The 17,106-nt window shown below is 60.4% G+C and carries 15 protein-coding genes; 14 read left to right on the top strand and 1 reads right to left on the bottom strand.

Annotated features, from left to right (window positions below):
• Positions 1–5: 5 nt before the first annotated feature.
• Positions 6–2,831: a TMAO reductase system sensor histidine kinase/response regulator TorS gene (gene torS, locus AB5Y85_RS04975; protein ID WP_101531267.1), complete on the top strand. Its 2,826-nt coding sequence runs from the start codon at positions 6–8 to the stop codon at positions 2,829–2,831.
• A 51-nt stretch (positions 2,832–2,882) separates the two neighbouring features.
• Here torS and AB5Y85_RS04970 read toward each other — a convergent pair whose 3' ends face one another.
• Positions 2,883–3,167 carry a hypothetical protein gene (locus AB5Y85_RS04970; protein ID WP_005358446.1) on the bottom strand — a complete coding sequence of 95 codons (285 nt, stop codon included), beginning with the start codon at positions 3,165–3,167 and terminating at the stop codon, positions 2,883–2,885.
• Positions 3,168–3,491: 324 nt separating this feature from the next.
• Here AB5Y85_RS04970 and glyA point away from each other — a divergent pair, with 324 nt between their 5' ends.
• From glyA to AB5Y85_RS04905, 13 genes are all read left to right on the top strand, one after another.
• The gene (gene glyA, locus AB5Y85_RS04965; RefSeq protein WP_005338884.1) at positions 3,492–4,745 is read left to right on the top strand and encodes a serine hydroxymethyltransferase; all 1,254 of its coding nucleotides are present in this window, start codon (positions 3,492–3,494) and stop codon (positions 4,743–4,745) included.
• 150 nt (positions 4,746–4,895) lie between these two features.
• On the top strand, positions 4,896–5,345 hold the full coding sequence (gene nrdR, locus AB5Y85_RS04960; protein ID WP_005338880.1) for a transcriptional regulator NrdR: 450 nt from the start codon (positions 4,896–4,898) through the stop codon (positions 5,343–5,345).
• Positions 5,346–5,544: 199 nt separating this feature from the next.
• Positions 5,545–6,654 (top strand): bifunctional diaminohydroxyphosphoribosylaminopyrimidine deaminase/5-amino-6-(5-phosphoribosylamino)uracil reductase RibD, encoded by a 1,110-nt coding sequence (gene ribD, locus AB5Y85_RS04955; RefSeq protein WP_101531051.1) that lies wholly within the window; start codon positions 5,545–5,547, stop codon positions 6,652–6,654.
• Positions 6,655–6,709: 55 nt separating this feature from the next.
• Entirely contained in the window at positions 6,710–7,363 is a 654-nt protein-coding gene (locus AB5Y85_RS04950; RefSeq protein WP_005349507.1) for a riboflavin synthase, read from the top strand.
• Positions 7,364–7,511: 148 nt separating this feature from the next.
• Complete coding sequence (ribBA, locus tag AB5Y85_RS04945; RefSeq protein ID WP_257687227.1) at positions 7,512–8,621, top strand: bifunctional 3,4-dihydroxy-2-butanone-4-phosphate synthase/GTP cyclohydrolase II; 1,110 nt, start codon at positions 7,512–7,514, stop codon at positions 8,619–8,621.
• A 203-nt stretch (positions 8,622–8,824) separates the two neighbouring features.
• The gene (gene ribE / locus AB5Y85_RS04940; protein WP_005338866.1) at positions 8,825–9,295 is read left to right on the top strand and encodes a 6,7-dimethyl-8-ribityllumazine synthase; all 471 of its coding nucleotides are present in this window, start codon (positions 8,825–8,827) and stop codon (positions 9,293–9,295) included.
• Positions 9,296–9,309: 14 nt separating this feature from the next.
• Positions 9,310–9,723 (top strand): transcription antitermination factor NusB, encoded by a 414-nt coding sequence (gene nusB / locus AB5Y85_RS04935; protein WP_005343514.1) that lies wholly within the window; start codon positions 9,310–9,312, stop codon positions 9,721–9,723.
• Positions 9,724–9,780: 57 nt separating this feature from the next.
• Entirely contained in the window at positions 9,781–10,740 is a 960-nt protein-coding gene (gene thiL / locus AB5Y85_RS04930) for a thiamine-phosphate kinase (protein ID WP_026034998.1), read from the top strand.
• Positions 10,737–11,231, top strand: a complete 495-nt coding sequence (locus tag AB5Y85_RS04925; protein WP_005349509.1) for a phosphatidylglycerophosphatase A — start codon at positions 10,737–10,739, stop codon at positions 11,229–11,231. Before thiL ends, AB5Y85_RS04925 begins: the two co-directional genes overlap by 4 nt.
• Positions 11,232–11,718: 487 nt before the next feature.
• Entirely contained in the window at positions 11,719–13,443 is a 1,725-nt protein-coding gene (locus AB5Y85_RS04920; RefSeq protein ID WP_100654430.1) for an ABC transporter ATP-binding protein, read from the top strand.
• Between the two features lie 70 nt (positions 13,444–13,513).
• Positions 13,514–15,070, top strand: coding sequence for an ABC transporter substrate-binding protein (locus AB5Y85_RS04915; RefSeq protein ID WP_042054176.1), 1,557 nt, complete (start codon positions 13,514–13,516; stop codon positions 15,068–15,070).
• A gap of 99 nt (positions 15,071–15,169) precedes the next feature.
• Positions 15,170–16,144: an ABC transporter permease gene (locus AB5Y85_RS04910; RefSeq protein ID WP_201945771.1), complete on the top strand. Its 975-nt coding sequence runs from the start codon at positions 15,170–15,172 to the stop codon at positions 16,142–16,144.
• 2 nt (positions 16,145–16,146) lie between these two features.
• The gene (locus AB5Y85_RS04905; RefSeq protein ID WP_040068611.1) at positions 16,147–17,088 is read left to right on the top strand and encodes an ABC transporter permease; all 942 of its coding nucleotides are present in this window, start codon (positions 16,147–16,149) and stop codon (positions 17,086–17,088) included.
• Positions 17,089–17,106 lie beyond the last annotated feature (18 nt).

Below are 17,106 nucleotides of genomic sequence, written 5' to 3'. Positions count from 1 at the left end.
TTCCCGTGAGAATCTTTTCCGGCCTGGGTGGCAAGTTGCTGCTGGCCTTCTCCCTGATGGCGTTGCTGACCCTGAGTGCCTCCCTGCTGGGCTGGGTGGGGCTTAGCCATCTGCGCCAGCTGGAGAAAGGGGTGCAGCAGACTCTGGCCGATCAGGAGCTGGCCCGCACGCTCTCTCGCCTCAGCGGCGAGATCCAGAGCGCATCTCGGCTGCTGGCCACCGCAACCAGCGAGCAGGAGCGGGAGCATCAGGGGCGCTTGCTCACTCTGCAGGGGCAACAGCTGCAGCAGGTGCTGGCGCAACTCGGCCGTGGGCAGGGTTCAACAAGCCTCGATCAGCTCAGTCAGAGCATCATCGGCAATCTGGGTCAGCAGGGCTGGCTGGTGGGGGAGCGCCTGACCCTGATGGCGCAGGGGGAGGCGCAGCGGGCCCGTCTGGTGGCGGCAGCCGGGCAGATTGCCGAGCTGGCGCGTAGCCAGATGGAGAACGCCGAAACCGTGATGGTGGCGGGGTTGGGTTCCCTCTACCAACAGCAAGGTGAGCAGGCGACCCGGACGCTGGACCGCCTGCTGGAGCAGGATCTCGACTGGCTGGAGCAGATGACCGAGCTGCGCCATCGCACCCTGATGCAGCAGCAGCGCATCGAAGAGATGTGGCGCAGCGAACAGCAGGGGCAATTGCAGGCCCTGTTGCAGGAGGGACAGCGGGAGCTGGCTATCTTGCAATTGCGAGCCGGGGCGGTGACCGATCCGGCCCGCCGGCAGGCGGTGGAGCAGGCGCTGTCCGTGCTGGCGCAGAGCGACAAGCTGGTGCAACTGCGCAGCGACTGGCTCGGCAAGGGGGAGGCGCTGCGGGTGCTCGCCAGTGCCAACGAAGCCCTGATGAGCAGCCTCAACCAGCAGGTCGGTGAGCTGGTCAGCCGTGCCCGCGATTCGCTGGGGCAGAGCCAGCAGGCGCTAAGCCAGCGCCTCAGGCTGCTGGAGCAGGCGTTGATGGCCATTGGCCTGCTCACCCTGCTACTGCTGATGCTGCTGATGTGGCGCATGGTCTACGGCCGGATCGTCTGGCCGCTGCAACGGGCGGTGGCGGGGATGAGCCGGTTGGCGCGCGGGGATCTGGCCCCCCTTGAGCCGATCGCCAGCACCGGGCGCGATGAGCTGGCGGAGTTGGGGCGGGCCCTGCAGGTGTTTCGTGACAATGCGGTTGAGCTGGGCCGTTATCAGCGCGAGCTGGAGTCGCGGGTCGAGGAGCGCACTGGCCAGCTCAGCCACGCCAACGAGCGGCTCAATGAGGAGGTGGAGAAGCAGCGGCAGGCCCGCGCCGAGGCAGAACAGGCCAACCGCGCCAAATCGGTGTTTCTCGCCACCATGAGCCACGAGATCCGCACCCCCATGAACGGCATTCTGGGCGGTCTGACACTGCTGGAAGATACCCACCTGAGCGATACCCAGCAGCGCTATCTGGCCGCCATCGAGCACAGTGGCGAATCCCTGCTGGAGATCCTCAACGACATTCTCGACTACTCCAAGATAGAGGCGGGCCATGTGGAGGCGCGCCGCGAACCCTTCCCCCTGTTCCAGCTGGTGGATGAGCTGAGCGCGCTGTTTCGGCCAAAGGCTGCGGCCAAGGGGGTCACCCTGGCGCTGGAATATGCGTCCGGGCTGGCGCCTGTGGTCGAGGGGGATCTGGGCAAGCTGCGCCAGGTGCTCGGCAACTTGCTCGGCAATGCGGTCAAGTTTACCGCCCGTGGCCAGATTACCCTGACAGTGGCGCCCCTTGTCTGTCACGGCCCTTGTGCTGAGCCCTGCATCCGCTTCGTGGTGCGCGATACCGGCCCCGGCATTCCGGCCGATGAGCAGGAGGCGGTGTTCGAGGCGTTTCGCCAGCGCAAGCGTGATATAGGCCATCAGGGCGGCACCGGGCTGGGTCTGGCGATCAGCCGCAAGCTGGTGGCCGCCATGGGGGGCGAGCTGAACCTTGTCAGCGAATCGGGCAAGGGGTGTGAATTCAGCTTCAGCCTGCCCTTGCAACGCTCGAGTGCCCAGTTGCCTGCCGAGGCGCAACCGCTGCATCTTGGCCAGTCCCGCGACATCCTGCTGGTGGAGGATAACGAGATCAACCGGCTGGTGGCGCACGGCATGCTGACCCGCCTCGGCCATCGCGTCACCCTGGCGGAGGATGGTCGTAGCGCGCTGGCGCTGGTAACCGAGCGCCCCTTCGAGCTGGCGCTGCTCGATATCAATCTGCCCGATATGGACGGTATGACCCTGCGCGAGGATCTGGCCGCCATCAGCGAGGAGATGCATGAGCGGCCGCTGCCTGCCATCGCCATCTCGGCCCAGATGTATCCGGAGGATATTCGCCACTGCCTTGCCGCCGGGTTTGTCGATTTTGTCGGCAAGCCGGTGCGGCTGGCGGTGCTGGCGAACGCCATCGATCAACTATTTCGGCAAGAGGGCGCCTCTATCGAGCCGCAGGTGCAATTATCTGCAGCCGCGTCCTCAACTAACCAGCCAGAGTGTGCCAATCCGGTGCTGGATACCGATCTGCCCCTGCTCGGCATTGCGCGGATCCGCCAGCTGGTCGCGCTGTTTGAGTCGCAAGGGCGGGTGTTGGTAGATAAGTTGGCTCAGGGTGAGGGGAGTGAGCAACGTCAGCTGGCGCACAAGCTCAAGGGGAGTGCGCTGGCGCTTGGGTTGACCGAATTTGCCAGCCACTGTGCGTCTCTTGAGGCGGGATGCGGGGAGCCTGCGGCAATCGGGGCGCAATTTGACGCGGCGGTGAGCGGGTTGCAGCAGTGGCTGGCGGCCAACAGGGATGCGCCGTTCTGATCCCTGCTGGCGATGTACGGCGTTTAGGGAGGGTGGCCAGCCCCTGCGCTGTTATTCTATCTCCCGAAACAGCACCTGCTTGCACTTGGCACAGACCCATTCCCTGCGAAAATCGGTCAGGTGCACCATGCCTACCTCCAGCAACTCGTGGTGGCCGCAGTGATAACAGAAGATGATATCGCCATCGACTGATTCAGGGTGGGCCGCCAGATAGTCGGCTTTGGTGGGGAGTTGATCCCACGAGGTGGTGGGGACATGTTTGCGTTGGCTGGTGTAGTAGACCCAGTAGAACAGAAAAAAGACAGCCAGGATCACGAATGTCAGCAGATGGTCCATCTTGAACTCCTCCGGTTAGGTGCAGCCCCTCGGATGCATGGCTGCAATCAGCTCCATCATCATTAAATTTGTTTCGAATGAATATGTTACAGGATGGATAAAGAGGGCGTTGTGATCCCCTTCGGGTTTTGCCCGCCCGCGGCGGGATGAAAAATGTGTCGTTTGGCGGAGCGGCCAGGGTATTGAACGGGGAGGGAATCTTGCTTTTTACAACATAAATTCAACATTTTTTTAGGTGGTTGGACTGTCTCTTTGATCCAGCTCACGTTACAATGCCCGCGCCCACTTCACCTAACGCGCAAACGATTTTCAGGAGAGAAACGGATGTTGAAACGTGACATGACCATCGCCAATTATGATCCGCAATTGTGGCAGGCCATCACAGACGAAACCCGTCGTCAGGAAGAGCATATCGAGCTGATTGCGTCTGAGAACTACACCAGCCCCCGTGTCATGGAAGCCCAGGGCTCCCAGCTGACCAACAAGTACGCCGAAGGTTACCCCTCCAAGCGTTACTACGGTGGTTGCGAGTATGTGGATGTGGTCGAAACCCTGGCCATCGAGCGCGCCAAAGAGCTGTTCGGTGCCACTTACGCCAACGTGCAGCCGCACTCCGGCTCCCAGGCCAACAGCGCCGTTTACATGGCACTGCTGCAGCCGGGCGACACCGTACTGGGCATGAACCTGGCCCACGGCGGTCACCTGACCCACGGCTCTCCGGTCAACTTCTCCGGCAAGCTTTACAACATCGTGCCTTACGGTATCGATGAGTCCGGCAAGATCGACTACGACGACATGGAACGTCAGGCTGTCGAGCACAAGCCGAAGATGATGATCGGTGGCTTCTCCGCCTACTCCGGCATCGTTGACTGGGCCCGCATGCGCGAAATCGCCGACAAGGTCGGTGCCTACCTGTTCGTCGACATGGCCCACGTGGCGGGTCTGATTGCCGCTGGCGTCTACCCGAACCCGGTTCCCCACGCTCACGTGGTCACCTCCACCACCCACAAGACCCTGGCCGGTCCGCGCGGTGGTTTGATCCTCTCCGCCGCTGACGACGAGGAGCTCTACAAGAAGCTCAACTCTGCCGTCTTCCCGGGTGGTCAGGGTGGCCCGCTGATGCACGTCATCGCCGGTAAAGCCGTTGCCTTCAAAGAGGCGCTGGAGCCGGAGTTCAAGACCTATCAGGCTCAGGTCGTGAAAAACGCCAAGGCGATGGCTGCCACCTTTATCGAGCGCGGTTACAAGATCGTCTCCGGTGGTACCGACAACCACCTGATGCTGGTTGACCTGATCGGCCGCGAGCTGACCGGTAAGGATGCTGACGCTGCGCTGGGCAAAGCCAACATCACCGTCAACAAGAACTCCGTGCCCAACGACCCGCGCTCCCCGTTCGTCACCTCCGGTGTACGGATTGGTACCCCGGCCATCACCCGCCGCGGTTTCAAGGAGGCCGAGTCCATCGAGCTGACCCACTGGATCTGTGACGTACTGGACAACCACGACAACGATGCCGTGCTGGCCACCGTGCGTGAGAAGGTGCTGGATATCTGCCGCCGCTTCCCGGTTTATGGCTGATAAGTCAGACCATCCGGTTTGAGACCAATGCCACCTGCGGGTGGCATTGTTTTTTCTGGCTTTTACCGGTTTTGGATGGCCGTGCTACACTGGCCGACCTAGATCCTGGCCCGCCGGGCCGGTCCCTGTTCCATTAACGCCGGAGGTCCGATGCATTGCCCATTCTGTAGTGCGGTTGATACCAAGGTGATCGATTCCCGTCTGGTGGCAGAAGGCCATCAGGTGCGCCGCCGTCGTGAGTGTCTGCTCTGTCACGAGCGTTTTACCACCTTCGAGATGGCCGAGCTGGTGATGCCCCGCGTCATCAAGTCCAACGGCTCCCGCGAGCCGTTCAACGAAGACAAGCTGCGCGCCGGCATCCTGCGGGCGCTGGAGAAGCGGCCGGTGAGCATGGAGGCCATCGAAAAGGCGGTCAACCATATCAAATCCCGCCTGCGTGCCACCGGCGAGCGCGAAGTCGCCTCCGAGCTGGTGGGCAATCTGGTGATGGATGAGCTCAAGAGTCTCGACAAGGTGGCCTATATCCGCTTTGCCTCCGTCTATCGCAGCTTCGAAGATATTCGCGAGTTCGGTGAAGAGATCGCCAAATTGGAGAAATGATGGTATCGGATGGGCAAGTGGATATCCGCTTCGCCCCTCTCTACCTCAGGACACGAAGATATTCGCGAGTTCGGCGAAGAGATCGCCAAGCTGGAGAAGTAAACCGCCATTCTCACCCATGTTGCCGCGTCCGATTACGCTGCGCTAATCGAACCTACGATACTGCGTAAAGTCGAGATGTGTTGTCAAAGGAGCCCGGATGTTTAGTCAAGATGATTACCAATGGATGAGTCGGGCCCTCGAACTGGCCCGCCGCGGCCGCTACACCACGGCCCCCAACCCCTGCGTCGGCGCCGTGCTGGTCAAAGATGGCGTGGTGGTTGGCGAAGGGTGGCATCAAAAGGCGGGCGAGCCCCATGCCGAGGTCTATGCCCTGCGCGCTGCCGGTGACAGTGCCCGTGGCGCTACCGCCTATGTAACCCTCGAACCCTGCTCCCATCACGGTCGTACTCCCCCCTGCGCCGAGGCGCTGATCAACGCCGGCGTGGCCCGGGTGGTAGCAGCCATGGTCGATCCTAATCCCCAGGTGGGTGGGCGTGGCCTGCGGATGCTCTCCGAAGCGGGCATCAAGACCGATTTCGGCCTGCTGGCGAGTGAAGCCGAAGCGCTCAACCCGGGCTTCTTCAAGCGGATGCGTACTGCCTTCCCGCGGGTGACCGTCAAGCTGGGGGCCAGCCTCGATGGCCGCACCGCCATGGCGAGCGGCGAGAGCCAGTGGATCACCTCCCCGGATGCGCGCCGCGATGTGCAACGACTGCGGGCCCGCCACGATGCGGTACTCTCCAGCGCTGAAACCGTGCTGGCCGATGGTGCTTCCCTGACCGTGCGCTGGGACGAGCTTCCCCCCTCGGTCAAGGCGAGCTATCCCAAAGAGACCCTGCGCCAGCCGCTGCGGGTCATCGTCGATTCGCAAAACCGCCTCACCCCCGACTTGCCGCTGTTCCAGAGCGAGAGTCCGGTGCTGCTGGCCCGTCATAAGGCGTCCGGCGAGTGGCCCGCATGGGTGCAGCAGCTGGAGCTGCCGCTGCTGGATGGCAAGCTGGATCTGGTCAGCCTCTTCATGCTGCTGGCCAAGCAGAACGTCAACTCGGTACTGGTCGAGGCGGGCCCGCGGCTCTGCGGCGCCCTGCTGGAGAAGGGGCTGGTGGATGAGCTGGTGCTCTATCAGGCACCCAAACTGATGGGTGACGAAGGGCGCGGCCTGTTCCATCTGCCGGGCCTGACCCGGCTGTTCCAGGCGCCCAAGCTCGCCATCAAGGACGTGCGCATGGTGGGGCCGGATATTCGCATTACCGCCAAAATAGCCTGATTTATCAATGTTCAAGGGGGCATAATCAGCCCCCGTCATCAGCAAGGTGATCTGCATGTTTACCGGAATTATCGAAGCGGTGGGAACCCTGGCCGAACTGCGTCGTCAGGGCGATGACATGGCCCTCACCGTGCACGCCCCGGGCCTGGATTTTAGCGACGTTAAACTGGGCGACTCCATCGCCACCAACGGCGTCTGCCTCACCGTGGTGGCGCTGGGCGACAAGAGTTATACCGCCGATGTGTCGCTGGAAACCCTCTCCCGTACCGGCTTTGCCGCCGCCAGAGTGGGCGATCGGGTCAACCTCGAGAAGGCGCTGATGCCCACCTCCCGTCTCGGCGGCCATCTGGTCTCCGGCCACGTAGACGGGGTAGGGGAGGTGAAAAGCGTCTCCAGCAGCGGCCGCGCCATCGAGTACTGGATCAAGGCGCCGGGCGAGCTCTCCCGCTATATCGCCGAGAAAGGCTCCATTGCGGTGGATGGCATCAGCCTCACCGTCAACGCGGTGCAGGGGGACCTTTTCCGCCTGACGATCGTGCCCCACACCGCCCAGGAGACCACCATCGCCAGCTGGAAGCCGGGCCACAAGGTTAACCTCGAGGTGGATCAGATCGCCCGCTATCTGGAGCGGCTGATGATGGGGAAAAGTCAGGAGAGCAGCGCCTCGACCCTGACCATGGAGACGCTGGCCAAGGCCGGTTTTCTCTGACGGTGTGCGCTATATCGGCCCACCAAAACGATTTTCTGTGATCCCGCTCTGATTGAAATGGAGCCGCTAGCCCCAATCTAGAGCAACATACACACGCATTTGTGTTGAGCCTGCGGGCTCAACCCCAAGCACACTGATGGAGTAGCCCATGGCGCTGAGCACAACCCAGGAAATCATTGCCGACATCAAGGCTGGCAAGATGGTGATCCTGATGGATGACGAAGACAGGGAGAACGAAGGGGACCTCATCATGGCCGCCTCCTGCGTCCGTCCGGAGGATATCAACTTCATGGCCCGCTACGGCCGTGGCCTCATCTGCCTGACCCTGACCCGGGATCGCTGCAAGCAGCTGGCGCTGCCGCTGATGGTGGATCGCAACAATGCCCAGTTCTCCACCGCCTTTACCGTCTCCATCGAAGCGGCAGAAGGGGTGACCACAGGTATTTCCGCTGCCGATCGTGCCGTGACCGTGCAGGCCGCTGTGGCGCCCAATGCCAAGGCGGCCGATCTGGTGCAGCCGGGCCACATCTTCCCGCTGATGGCGCAGGATGGCGGCGTGCTGACCCGCGCCGGCCACACCGAAGCCGGTTGCGATCTGGCTCGTCTGGCCGGTTTCGAGCCTGCCGCCGTCATCGTCGAGATCCTCAACGAAGATGGCACCATGGCGCGCCGTCCTGACCTGGAGATCTTTGCCGAGGAGCATGGCATCAAGCTCGGCACCATTGCCGACCTTATCGAGTACCGCAACCAGCACGAGACCACTGTCGAGAAGGTGGCCGAGTGCAAGTTGCCGACCGAGTTTGGCGAGTTCGACCTCATCACCTTCCGCGACACCATCGACAATCAGGTTCACTTCGCCCTGAAAAAGGGTGAGGTGCAGGCCGACCAGCCGACCCTGGTGCGCGTCCATCTGCACGATGTGCTGAGCGATCTGCTGCTGACCGACCGCCACGCCGCCCGCAGCTGGCCGCTGCCCAAATCCATGGCCCGCATCGCTAACGAGGGCGGCGTGCTGGTGATTTTGGGGGCGGAATCCCATGGCGCCGAGCTGCTGGCTAGGGTCAAGGGTTTTGAAGCCGCCGACAAGGGACTGGCACCGGAAGGAGCCAAGTGGCAGGGCACCTCGCGCCGGGTTGGTGTGGGTTCCCAGATCCTCAAGGCCCTTGGTGTAAGCAAGATGCGCCTGCTGAGTTCGCCGAAGAAGTACCATGCCCTCGGTGGTTTTGGTTTGGAAGTGGTTGAGTACATCGGCGAGTAACGTACTACCAGAGAAGTACCATCCCCTTCCGGGCGGTGTCGGTCTGGAAGTCGTGGAATTTACCGGCGAGCAAGTGCGCCGGACTGGTTACATCGCGATCATGGCCGTCTATTGCGGCCATGGTTTTTGTCGTGGGTCTGTTGTGCTAGAATGTGCGCACTTTTGACTCCGGCCCTTTTGATTGCACAGATACAGGATTTCCAATGAAGGTTATCGAAGGAAATATCGCCGCTCCTGAGGCGCGCGTTGCTATTGTTGTTGCCCGTTTCAACAGCTTCATCAACGACAGTCTGGTGAACGGCGCGGTGGACGTACTGAAGCGTCAAGGTCAAGTGCAGGACAGCAACCTGACACTGGTAAAAGTGCCGGGCGCGGTTGAAATGCCATTGGTCATCAAGAAGCTGGCCAAGAGTGGTCAATACGACGCCATCGTGGCGGTCGGTACTGTCATCCGTGGCGGCACCTACCACTTCGACCTGGTGGCAAACGAGAACAGCAAGGGCATGGCCCAGGTAATGATGGAATATGAAATTCCCGTTGCCTTCGGTGTGCTGACCACTGAAAACATTGAACAAGCCATCGAGCGTGCAGGTACCAAGGCGGGTAACAAGGGTGCAGAGGCTGCACTGGCAGCGCTCGAAATGATCAACGTCCTGAAAGAACTGGACGTGTAACGAGGAGAAGTACATTGAAACCGTCTGAGCGCCGTAAAGCCCGCCATTGCGCCACCCAGGCCATCTACCAGTGGCAGATGACCAAGGCTAACGTGGGTGACATCGAAGAGCAGTTCAAGATCGATCAGGACACCAAGGGTGTAGACCTGAACTATTTCCGCGATCTGCTGTTCGGGGTAGCCCTCCACTGCAGCGAGCTGGACAAGGTGTTTGCACCTTTCCTCTCCCGTCCGCTGGAAGAAGTGGACATGGTGGACAAGGCGATCCTGCGTCTGGCGACCTACGAGCTGACCCGTCGTGATGATGTACCGCCGCGCGTGGTCATCAACGAAGCGATCGAGCTGGCCAAAGCTTTTGCTGCCGATGACAGCCACAAGTTTGTCAACGGTGTACTGGACAAGGTGATCAAGTCGCTGAACAAGCGTTGATCCTGCTGTCCGTCAGCATCTAAGAGAGGAGCCAGCTTATTGCTGGCTTTTTACTGTATGGGTGAATTTGAGCTGATTGATAAGTACTTCAAGGTCCCCCACGCCCGCAAGGACGTGGTGATGGGCCCTGGAGATGACTGTGCCCTGCTGACCCTGCCCCCCGATACCCAGCTGGCGGTGAGCACCGACACTCTGGTGAGCGGCGTACACTTCTTTCCCGACATGGATCCGGTGGATCTCGGCTACAAGGCGCTGGCGGTCAATCTCTCCGATCTCGCCGCCATGGGGGCCGAGCCGCGCTGGGTGTCGCTGGCGCTGACTCTGCCTGCCATCAACGAAGGCTGGGTCGCCGGTTTTGCCGAAGGGTTTCTGGAGCTGGCCGAGTACTACAATGTGGCGCTGGTGGGCGGAGACATGACCCGCGGGCCGCTCTCCATCACCATCTCGGTGAAGGGATCGGTGCCTGCCGGACGAGCCCTGATGCGCAGCGGTGCCAAAGCCGGTGACGGTATCTATGTGACCGGCACCCTGGGTGATGCCGCGCTGGCGCTCTCCCACCTGCTGGGCAAACGCACCCTCAACGAGAACCAGCTGGCAGCCGTGCTGCCACGGCTCGACCACCCCCATCCCCGTATTCTGGCCGGTCAGGCGCTGCGCGGACTGGCGGGCAGTGCGCTGGATCTCTCCGATGGGCTGGCATCGGATCTCGGCCATATTCTCAAGGCCTCCGGCGTACGGGCCCAGATCGATCTCGATCTGCTGCCGCTCTCGCCGGTGCTGCAGGATGCGGTGAGCGAGCAGGAGGCGTGGCAACTGGCGCTGGCCGGTGGCGATGACTACGAGCTCTGCTTTACCGTACCGGAGGAGCACCGCGGCGCGCTCGATACGGCGCTGGCCCACAGCGGGGTCAAGTTCAGCCGCATCGGCCGCATCGTGGCGGGCGAGCCGGGCATCGACTACCTGCGTGGCGACCAAGCGGTCGAGCTGCAGCTGAAAGGGTGGGATCACTTCGCATGAGTTTGTTCAGGATAAAGCCCGAGCTGACACGACTGGATCTGAAAAATCCGCTTCATTTTTTGGCGGTGGGGTTTGGTTCCGGTCTCAGCCCCAAGGCGCCGGGCACCATGGGCACCCTGGCGGCCATTCCGCTCTACCTGCTGGTGAGCGGGCTGCCGACCCACTGGTTTATCGCCTTGCTGGCGGTGGGTTTTGTGGTCGGTATTCGTATCTGCCAGAGCGCCACCGATGCCATCGGTATGCCGGATCACGGCGCCATCGTCTGGGACGAGGTGATCGGCTTTGGCGTCACCATGATTGCAGCGCCAGCCGGTTGGGAGTGGGTGGTGGCGGGATTCGCGCTGTTCCGGTTGTTTGATGTGCTCAAGCCCTGGCCCATCTCCTGGTTTGATCGCCGGATCCACGGTGGCCTGGGCATCATGCTGGACGATCTGATCGCCGGCCTGTTCGCCCTGTTTTGTATGCAATTACTGGCATTCTGGCTCGGTTGAGAGCCACCTTCCGGGGGATGACCGTTCTGGCATCCCCCGATTTATATCTGCTTAATTTTCATTCATCGGCATATGCTGCCGTTTATCATCCATTTCACATAAATATTCACTACTCATTCGGGGCTGGTGATTGTTTTGGAAATAGTGATAAATGCTGCTTGTTGCGTTGTTGTTGAAATTAAAGTAATGATACAAATAGATGTACGGACGCACCGGCCATTTTTGTGATGAAAATCATCATTTATCTCTGCTGAATTGGTGGTTATCTGCACAAAACATTGCGGAATTGTATAACTCAATCATTTACACCCGTGGTCAAACCGTCTAAGTTACTCGCGGGTTATTCCAAAAAAATGCAAAAAACCCGCCCGGATCGCTGGTTTCGCTGCCTCATGGATTGAGCAAATATTGCCCAAGGTAACAACCGGCATCTGCGGCTGATTTACGGACGAATTATTTGGGACGGATGTCCCCCGCAGAGGTAAACATGTCCTTGCTCGAAGTAAAGAACTTGCGGATCGAGTACCCCTCCCGCTACGGGGTGCTGGCCGCGGTGAAGGATCTCTCTTTCTCTATCGAAAAGGGTGAGATTGTCGGGGTGGTCGGTGAATCCGGCGCCGGCAAGTCCACCATCGGCAACGCCGTCATCGATCTGCTGAGCCCGCCGGGTCGCATCGCCCGTGGCGATATCTATCTCAATGGCGAGCTTATCTCCGGCAAGAGCCAGAACGAGATGCGGGCCATCCGTGGCTCCCGTATCGGGTTCATCTTCCAGGACCCCATGACCTCCCTCAACCCGCTGTTCACCGTTGAGCATCAGCTGGTGGAGACCATTCTGGCCAATACCGACCTCTCTCGCGAGGCTGCTTTTGCCAAGGCATTGGAGCTGATGGGGGCGGTGGGTATTCCGCAGCCGGAGCTGCGCATCAAACAGTATCCGCACCAGTTCTCCGGTGGCATGCGTCAGCGGGTGGTTATCGCCATCGCGCTCTCCTGCGATCCGGAGCTGATCATCGCCGATGAGCCGACCACGGCGCTGGACGTCTCCATTCAGGATCAGATCCTCCAGCTTATCCGCGCCCTCTGCAAAGAGCGTCAGGTGGGCTGCATGCTGGTGACCCATGACATGGGCGTGGTCTCCAACGTTACCGACAAGGTGGCGGTGATGTATCGCGGCGATCTGGTGGAGTTCGGCCTGACCGAACAGGTGCTGGGCAGCCCCAATCACCCCTATACCCGCAGCCTCATCTCGGCGGTCCCCCGTTCCGATGTGAAGCTGGTGCGCTTCCCGCTGGTCTCCTATATCGAGGATGCCAGTGCGCCGGATACCAATATCGACCTCAAGACCCACTGGCTCGGCCAGAGTCAGGACGAGCGTGCCTATGAAGGGGCGCTGCTGCGGGTGGAGAACGTCGATCTGAAATTCGTCACCAAGGACTCCATCTTCCCGAGCCGCCGCCAGTATGTGCGCGCCTGCAACAACATCAGCTTCGAGATCTTCGAAGGGGAGACCTTCGGTCTGGTGGGGGAATCGGGCTCCGGTAAATCGACCATTGCCCGCGCCATCACAGGTCTCTATCCGCCTGATACCGGCAAAATCTTCTTCGAGGGGATCGATCTGACTGCCCTCAAGAGCGAGCGCGAGCGCCGCCCGCTGCGTCGCCAGATGCAGATGGTGTTCCAGAACCCCTATTCATCGATGAACCCGCGGATGAAGGTGCGCGACATCATTGCCGAGCCGATCCGCTTCCATCAGCTGGCGAGCAGCGAGAGCCAGATTGAGGGAATTGTCGGCGATCTGCTGGATCACGTGGGTCTTGGCCGTGGTGCTGGCCTCAAGTATCCCCACGAGTTCTCCGGCGGTCAGCGCCAGCGTATCTCCATTGCCCGCGCCCTGGCCACTCGCCCGCGCTTCCTTATCTGCGACGAGCCGACCTCGGCGCTGGATGTGTCGGTGCAGGCCCAGATCCTCAACCTGCTCAAGGATCTGCAGCAGGAGCTCAAGCTCACCATGCTGTTTATCAGCCACGATCTGCCGGTGATCCGCCAGATGTGCGACCGCATCGGGGTGATGCAGCACGGTCATCTGGTGGAAGTGGCCGAGACCGAGAAACTCTTTACCAATGCCGAGCATGAGTACAGCCGCAAGCTGATCTCCCTCATGCCGGAGTTCAAGGGAATGTCCCGTGAGGGGCTGGAAATCGCAAGCTAGGAGAGCGCCGGTGCGCCGGTCTGCTTGTCAATAAAAGTGTCATAAGAAAGCCAAAAGCATGGAGAACAAGATGAAGAAAGGATTGTCCAAGATTGCCCTGGCGCTGTTTGCCGCCGGTTTCGCCTTCAGTGTCTCAGCCGCTGATATCAAGGTGGGTGTCGCTTCTGACGCCACTTCGCTGGATCCGCAGGAGCAGCTCTCCGGTCAGACCCTGGAGATGTCGCACCTGGTATTCGATCCCCTGATGCGTTACACCCAGGACCTGCAGTTCGAGCCCCGTCTGGCCGAGAAGTTCGAGCGTGTCGATGACAAGACTGTCCGCTTCCACCTGCGCAAGGGTGTCAAGTTCCACTCCGGCAACGACTTCACCGCTGACGACGTGGTGTGGACCGTCAACCGCCTGAAATCCTCCGTCGACTTCAAGGCGATCTTCGATCCCATCAGCGAAGTGAAGAAGGTCGATGACTACACCGTCGATCTGATCACCGCCAAGCCGTTCCCGCTGGTGCTGCAGACCGTCACCTACATCTTCCCGATGGACTCCAAGTTCTACACCGGCAAGACCGAAGCGGGCAAAGACAAGGCCGAGATCGTCAAAAACGGCGACTCCTACGCCTCTACCCACGTCTCCGGTACTGGCCCGTTTACCGTCAAGTTCCGCGAGCAGGGTGTGAAGCTGGATTATGCCCGCAACGCCAACTACTGGGATAAAGCCTCCAAGGGTAACGTCGAGAACCTGACCGTGGTGCCGATCAAGGAAGATGCGACCCGTGTTGCAGCCCTGCTGGGTGGCGACGTGGACATGATCTATCCGGTTGCGCCGAACGATCTGGAGCGCGTGAAGAATGGCAAGGACTCCCAGCTGGTTACCCTGTCCGGTACCCGCGCCATCATCATCGAGCTGAACCAGAACACCAACCCGGCGCTGAAAGACAAGCGTGTACGTCAGGCCATCAACTACGCCATCAACCAGGTGGGTATCGTCGAGAAGATCAACAAGGGCTTCGGTACCCCTGCTGGCCAGCTGAGCCCGAAAGGCTATGCCGGTCATAACGAGGCGCTGGTGCCCCAGTATGATCTGGCCAAGGCCAAGGAGCTGATGAAAGAGGCCGGTTACGAGAAAGGCTTCAAGATGACCTTCATCTCCCCGGCTGCCCGCTACGTCAACGACGTCAAGATTGCCCAGGCTGTCTCCGCCATGCTGGCCAAGATCAACATCAAGGTGGATCTGAAGACCATGCCGGTGGCCCAGTACTGGCCCGAGTTTGACAAGTGCGCCGCAGACATGCAGCTGATCGGCTGGCACTCCGACACCGAAGATACCGCGAACTTCTTCGAGTTCCTGACCTTCACCAAGGACGCCAAGACCGGTATGGGTCAGTACAACTGTGCCGGTTATGCCAACGCCGAAGCTGACAAGCTGGTGATGGATGCCAACGCCGAGACCGATCCGGCCAAGCGTGCCGAGATGCTGAAGAAGGTCGAAGCCATGCTGATCGAAGATGCTGCCTACGTGCCGTTGCACTGGGAAGATCTGGCCTATGGCGCCAAGAAGAACGTCGACATCAAGCCGGTGGTCAACGTGATGAACTTCCCTTACCTGGGTGACCTGGTGGTCAGCAAGTAAGAGAACGTCGCAAGGAAGGACGGGGCGGGGTGGTCAGCTGGCCACTCCGCCCACTAACAGAAGCCTGTGCCACGACACAGGCCACGTAGAAGGACAAGCATGTTTACATTCCTGCTGAAACGGTTCTATCAGGCCGTGATAGTGATGTTCGTCATCAGCCTGGTCGCCTTCTCCATCCAGGACAACCTGGGTGACCCGTTGCGCGAGCTGGTGGGACAATCCGTCTCCGAAGCCCAGCGTCACGAGTTGCGCGAGAAGATGGGCCTTAACGATCCCTTCCTCATCAAATACAGCCGCTTTCTGAAAAATGCGGTGCATGGGGATTTGGGCACCTCCTATTTCTTCAAGCGACCCGCTCTCGAGGTGATTCTCGACAAGCTGGTGGCTACCCTTGAGCTGGTGTTTGCTGCCGCGCTCATCATCGTGGTAGTTTCCATTCCACTCGGTGTCTATTCGGCGATCCGCCCGCGCAGCATACCCACCAAGATCATCATGGCGGGGAGCAGTATCGGTATTTCGATCCCGGTATTCCTGACCGCCATCATGCTGATGTACCTCTTCTCCATCCAGCTGGGCTGGCTGCCTGCCTATGGCCGCGGCGAGACCCGTGACCTGCTGGGCTGGGAGTCGGGCTTCTTCACCTGGGATGGTATCCTGCACCTGATCCTGCCGGCGGTGTCGCTCTCTTCCATCATGCTGCCGCTGTTTATCCGGCTGGTGCGCTCCGAGATGCTGGAGCAGCTCTCCTCCGAGTACGTCAAATTCGCCCGCGCCAAGGGGCTGGACAACAACAAGGTCTACTATCAGCACGCTCTCAAAAACACCATGCTGCCGGTCATTACCGTCGGCGGGGTGCAGATCGGCACCATGGTGGCTTACACCATCCTGACCGAGAGCGTGTTCCAGTGGCCGGGCACCGGTTTCCTGTTCCTTGAGGCGATCCACCGGGTCGATACCCCGCTGATCACCGCCTACGTCATCTTCGTGGGACTGATCTTCGTGGTGACCAATACCCTGGTCGACCTGCTCTACGGGTTGATTAACCCGACCGTTAACCTGACTGCCAAGGGGTAAGCATGAGTAACGCTGTAACTGCAAGCCCAAGCCGTTGGGCACGATTCAAGAACTCCGACATCGTCTACTACTTCCTGCGGGACAAGGTAGCCATGTTCAGCTTTGCGGTGTTTGTGGTGTTCGTGCTGGCGGCGCTGCTGGCGCCCTGGCTGGCCCCGCACAACGTCTATGACCAGACCAGTTTTGATCTGATGGATGCCGAGTTGCCGCCTTCCTGGCTGGAAGGCGGCGAGGAGCGCTTCTGGCTCGGTACCGACAACCAGGGGCGGGATATCTGGAGCACCATTCTCTATGGCGCCCGTATTTCCCTCACTATCGGCCTGTTTGCGGTGGCGCTGCAACTGGTGCTCGGTATCGTCATCGGTCTGATTGCCGGTTATTTCGGTGGCCGCATCGACAACCTGTTGATGCGCTTTGCCGATGTGCAGCTGTCGTTCTCCACCATGATGGTAGCGATCATCATCTCCGCCATCTTTCAGGCAACCTTTGGCTCCGAGTTCTACTCGAAGTTCGCCATCATGATGCTGGTGGTGATCATCGGTATCGCCGAGTGGCCGCAGTACGCCCGTACTGTGCGCGCCTCTGTGCTGGCGGAGAAGAAGAAGGAGTATGTGGAGGCGGCCAAGGTGATGGGATTCCGCGCCCCGCGCATCATGTTCCGCCACATTCTGCCCAACTGCCTGTCGCCCATTCTGGTCATCTCCACCGTGCAGGTGGCCAACGCCATCATGAGCGAGGCGGCGCTCTCCTTCCTTGGTCTGGGGATGCCGGTTGATCAGCCCTCGCTTGGTTCGCTTATCAGCGTCGGCTTCAACTACATCTTCTCCGGCTCCTGGTGGATCACCGCCTTCCCGGGCATCTGTCTGGTGGTGCTGGTGCTGGTCATCAACCTGCTGGGTGACTGGCTGCGGGATGTGTTTAACCCCAAGATCTACAAAGGGTAATCCAAGTCAGAAACGCAA

Origin of the sequence: Aeromonas sp. R3-1 (assembly GCF_040908345.1) — a bacterium.
GTDB classification, from domain to species: Bacteria; Pseudomonadota; Gammaproteobacteria; order Enterobacterales; family Aeromonadaceae; genus Aeromonas; species Aeromonas veronii.
Note: the sequence above shows the minus strand (reverse complement) of the source record. Positions and strands in the feature narration are given on the sequence as shown.

Bases quoted from the DNA above. Each gene is read 5' to 3' on its own strand.
- ribD (WP_101531051.1), top strand. From the start codon at position 5,545: ATGTTTAGTCAAGATGATTACCAATGGATGAGTCGGGCCCTCGAACTG.
- AB5Y85_RS04915 (WP_042054176.1), top strand. From the start codon at position 13,514: ATGAAGAAAGGATTGTCCAAGATTGCCCTGGCGCTGTTTGCCGCCGGT.
- AB5Y85_RS04925 (WP_005349509.1), top strand. From the start codon at position 10,737: ATGAGTTTGTTCAGGATAAAGCCCGAGCTGACACGACTGGATCTGAAA.
- thiL (WP_026034998.1), top strand. From the start codon at position 9,781: ATGGGTGAATTTGAGCTGATTGATAAGTACTTCAAGGTCCCCCACGCC.
- AB5Y85_RS04905 (WP_040068611.1), top strand. From the start codon at position 16,147: ATGAGTAACGCTGTAACTGCAAGCCCAAGCCGTTGGGCACGATTCAAG.
- ribE (WP_005338866.1), top strand. From the start codon at position 8,825: ATGAAGGTTATCGAAGGAAATATCGCCGCTCCTGAGGCGCGCGTTGCT.
- glyA (WP_005338884.1), top strand. From the start codon at position 3,492: ATGTTGAAACGTGACATGACCATCGCCAATTATGATCCGCAATTGTGG.
- AB5Y85_RS04970 (WP_005358446.1), bottom strand. From the start codon at position 3,167: ATGGACCATCTGCTGACATTCGTGATCCTGGCTGTCTTTTTTCTGTTC.
- nrdR (WP_005338880.1), top strand. From the start codon at position 4,896: ATGCATTGCCCATTCTGTAGTGCGGTTGATACCAAGGTGATCGATTCC.
- ribBA (WP_257687227.1), top strand. From the start codon at position 7,512: ATGGCGCTGAGCACAACCCAGGAAATCATTGCCGACATCAAGGCTGGC.
- AB5Y85_RS04950 (WP_005349507.1), top strand. From the start codon at position 6,710: ATGTTTACCGGAATTATCGAAGCGGTGGGAACCCTGGCCGAACTGCGT.
- AB5Y85_RS04910 (WP_201945771.1), top strand. From the start codon at position 15,170: ATGTTTACATTCCTGCTGAAACGGTTCTATCAGGCCGTGATAGTGATG.
- AB5Y85_RS04920 (WP_100654430.1), top strand. From the start codon at position 11,719: ATGTCCTTGCTCGAAGTAAAGAACTTGCGGATCGAGTACCCCTCCCGC.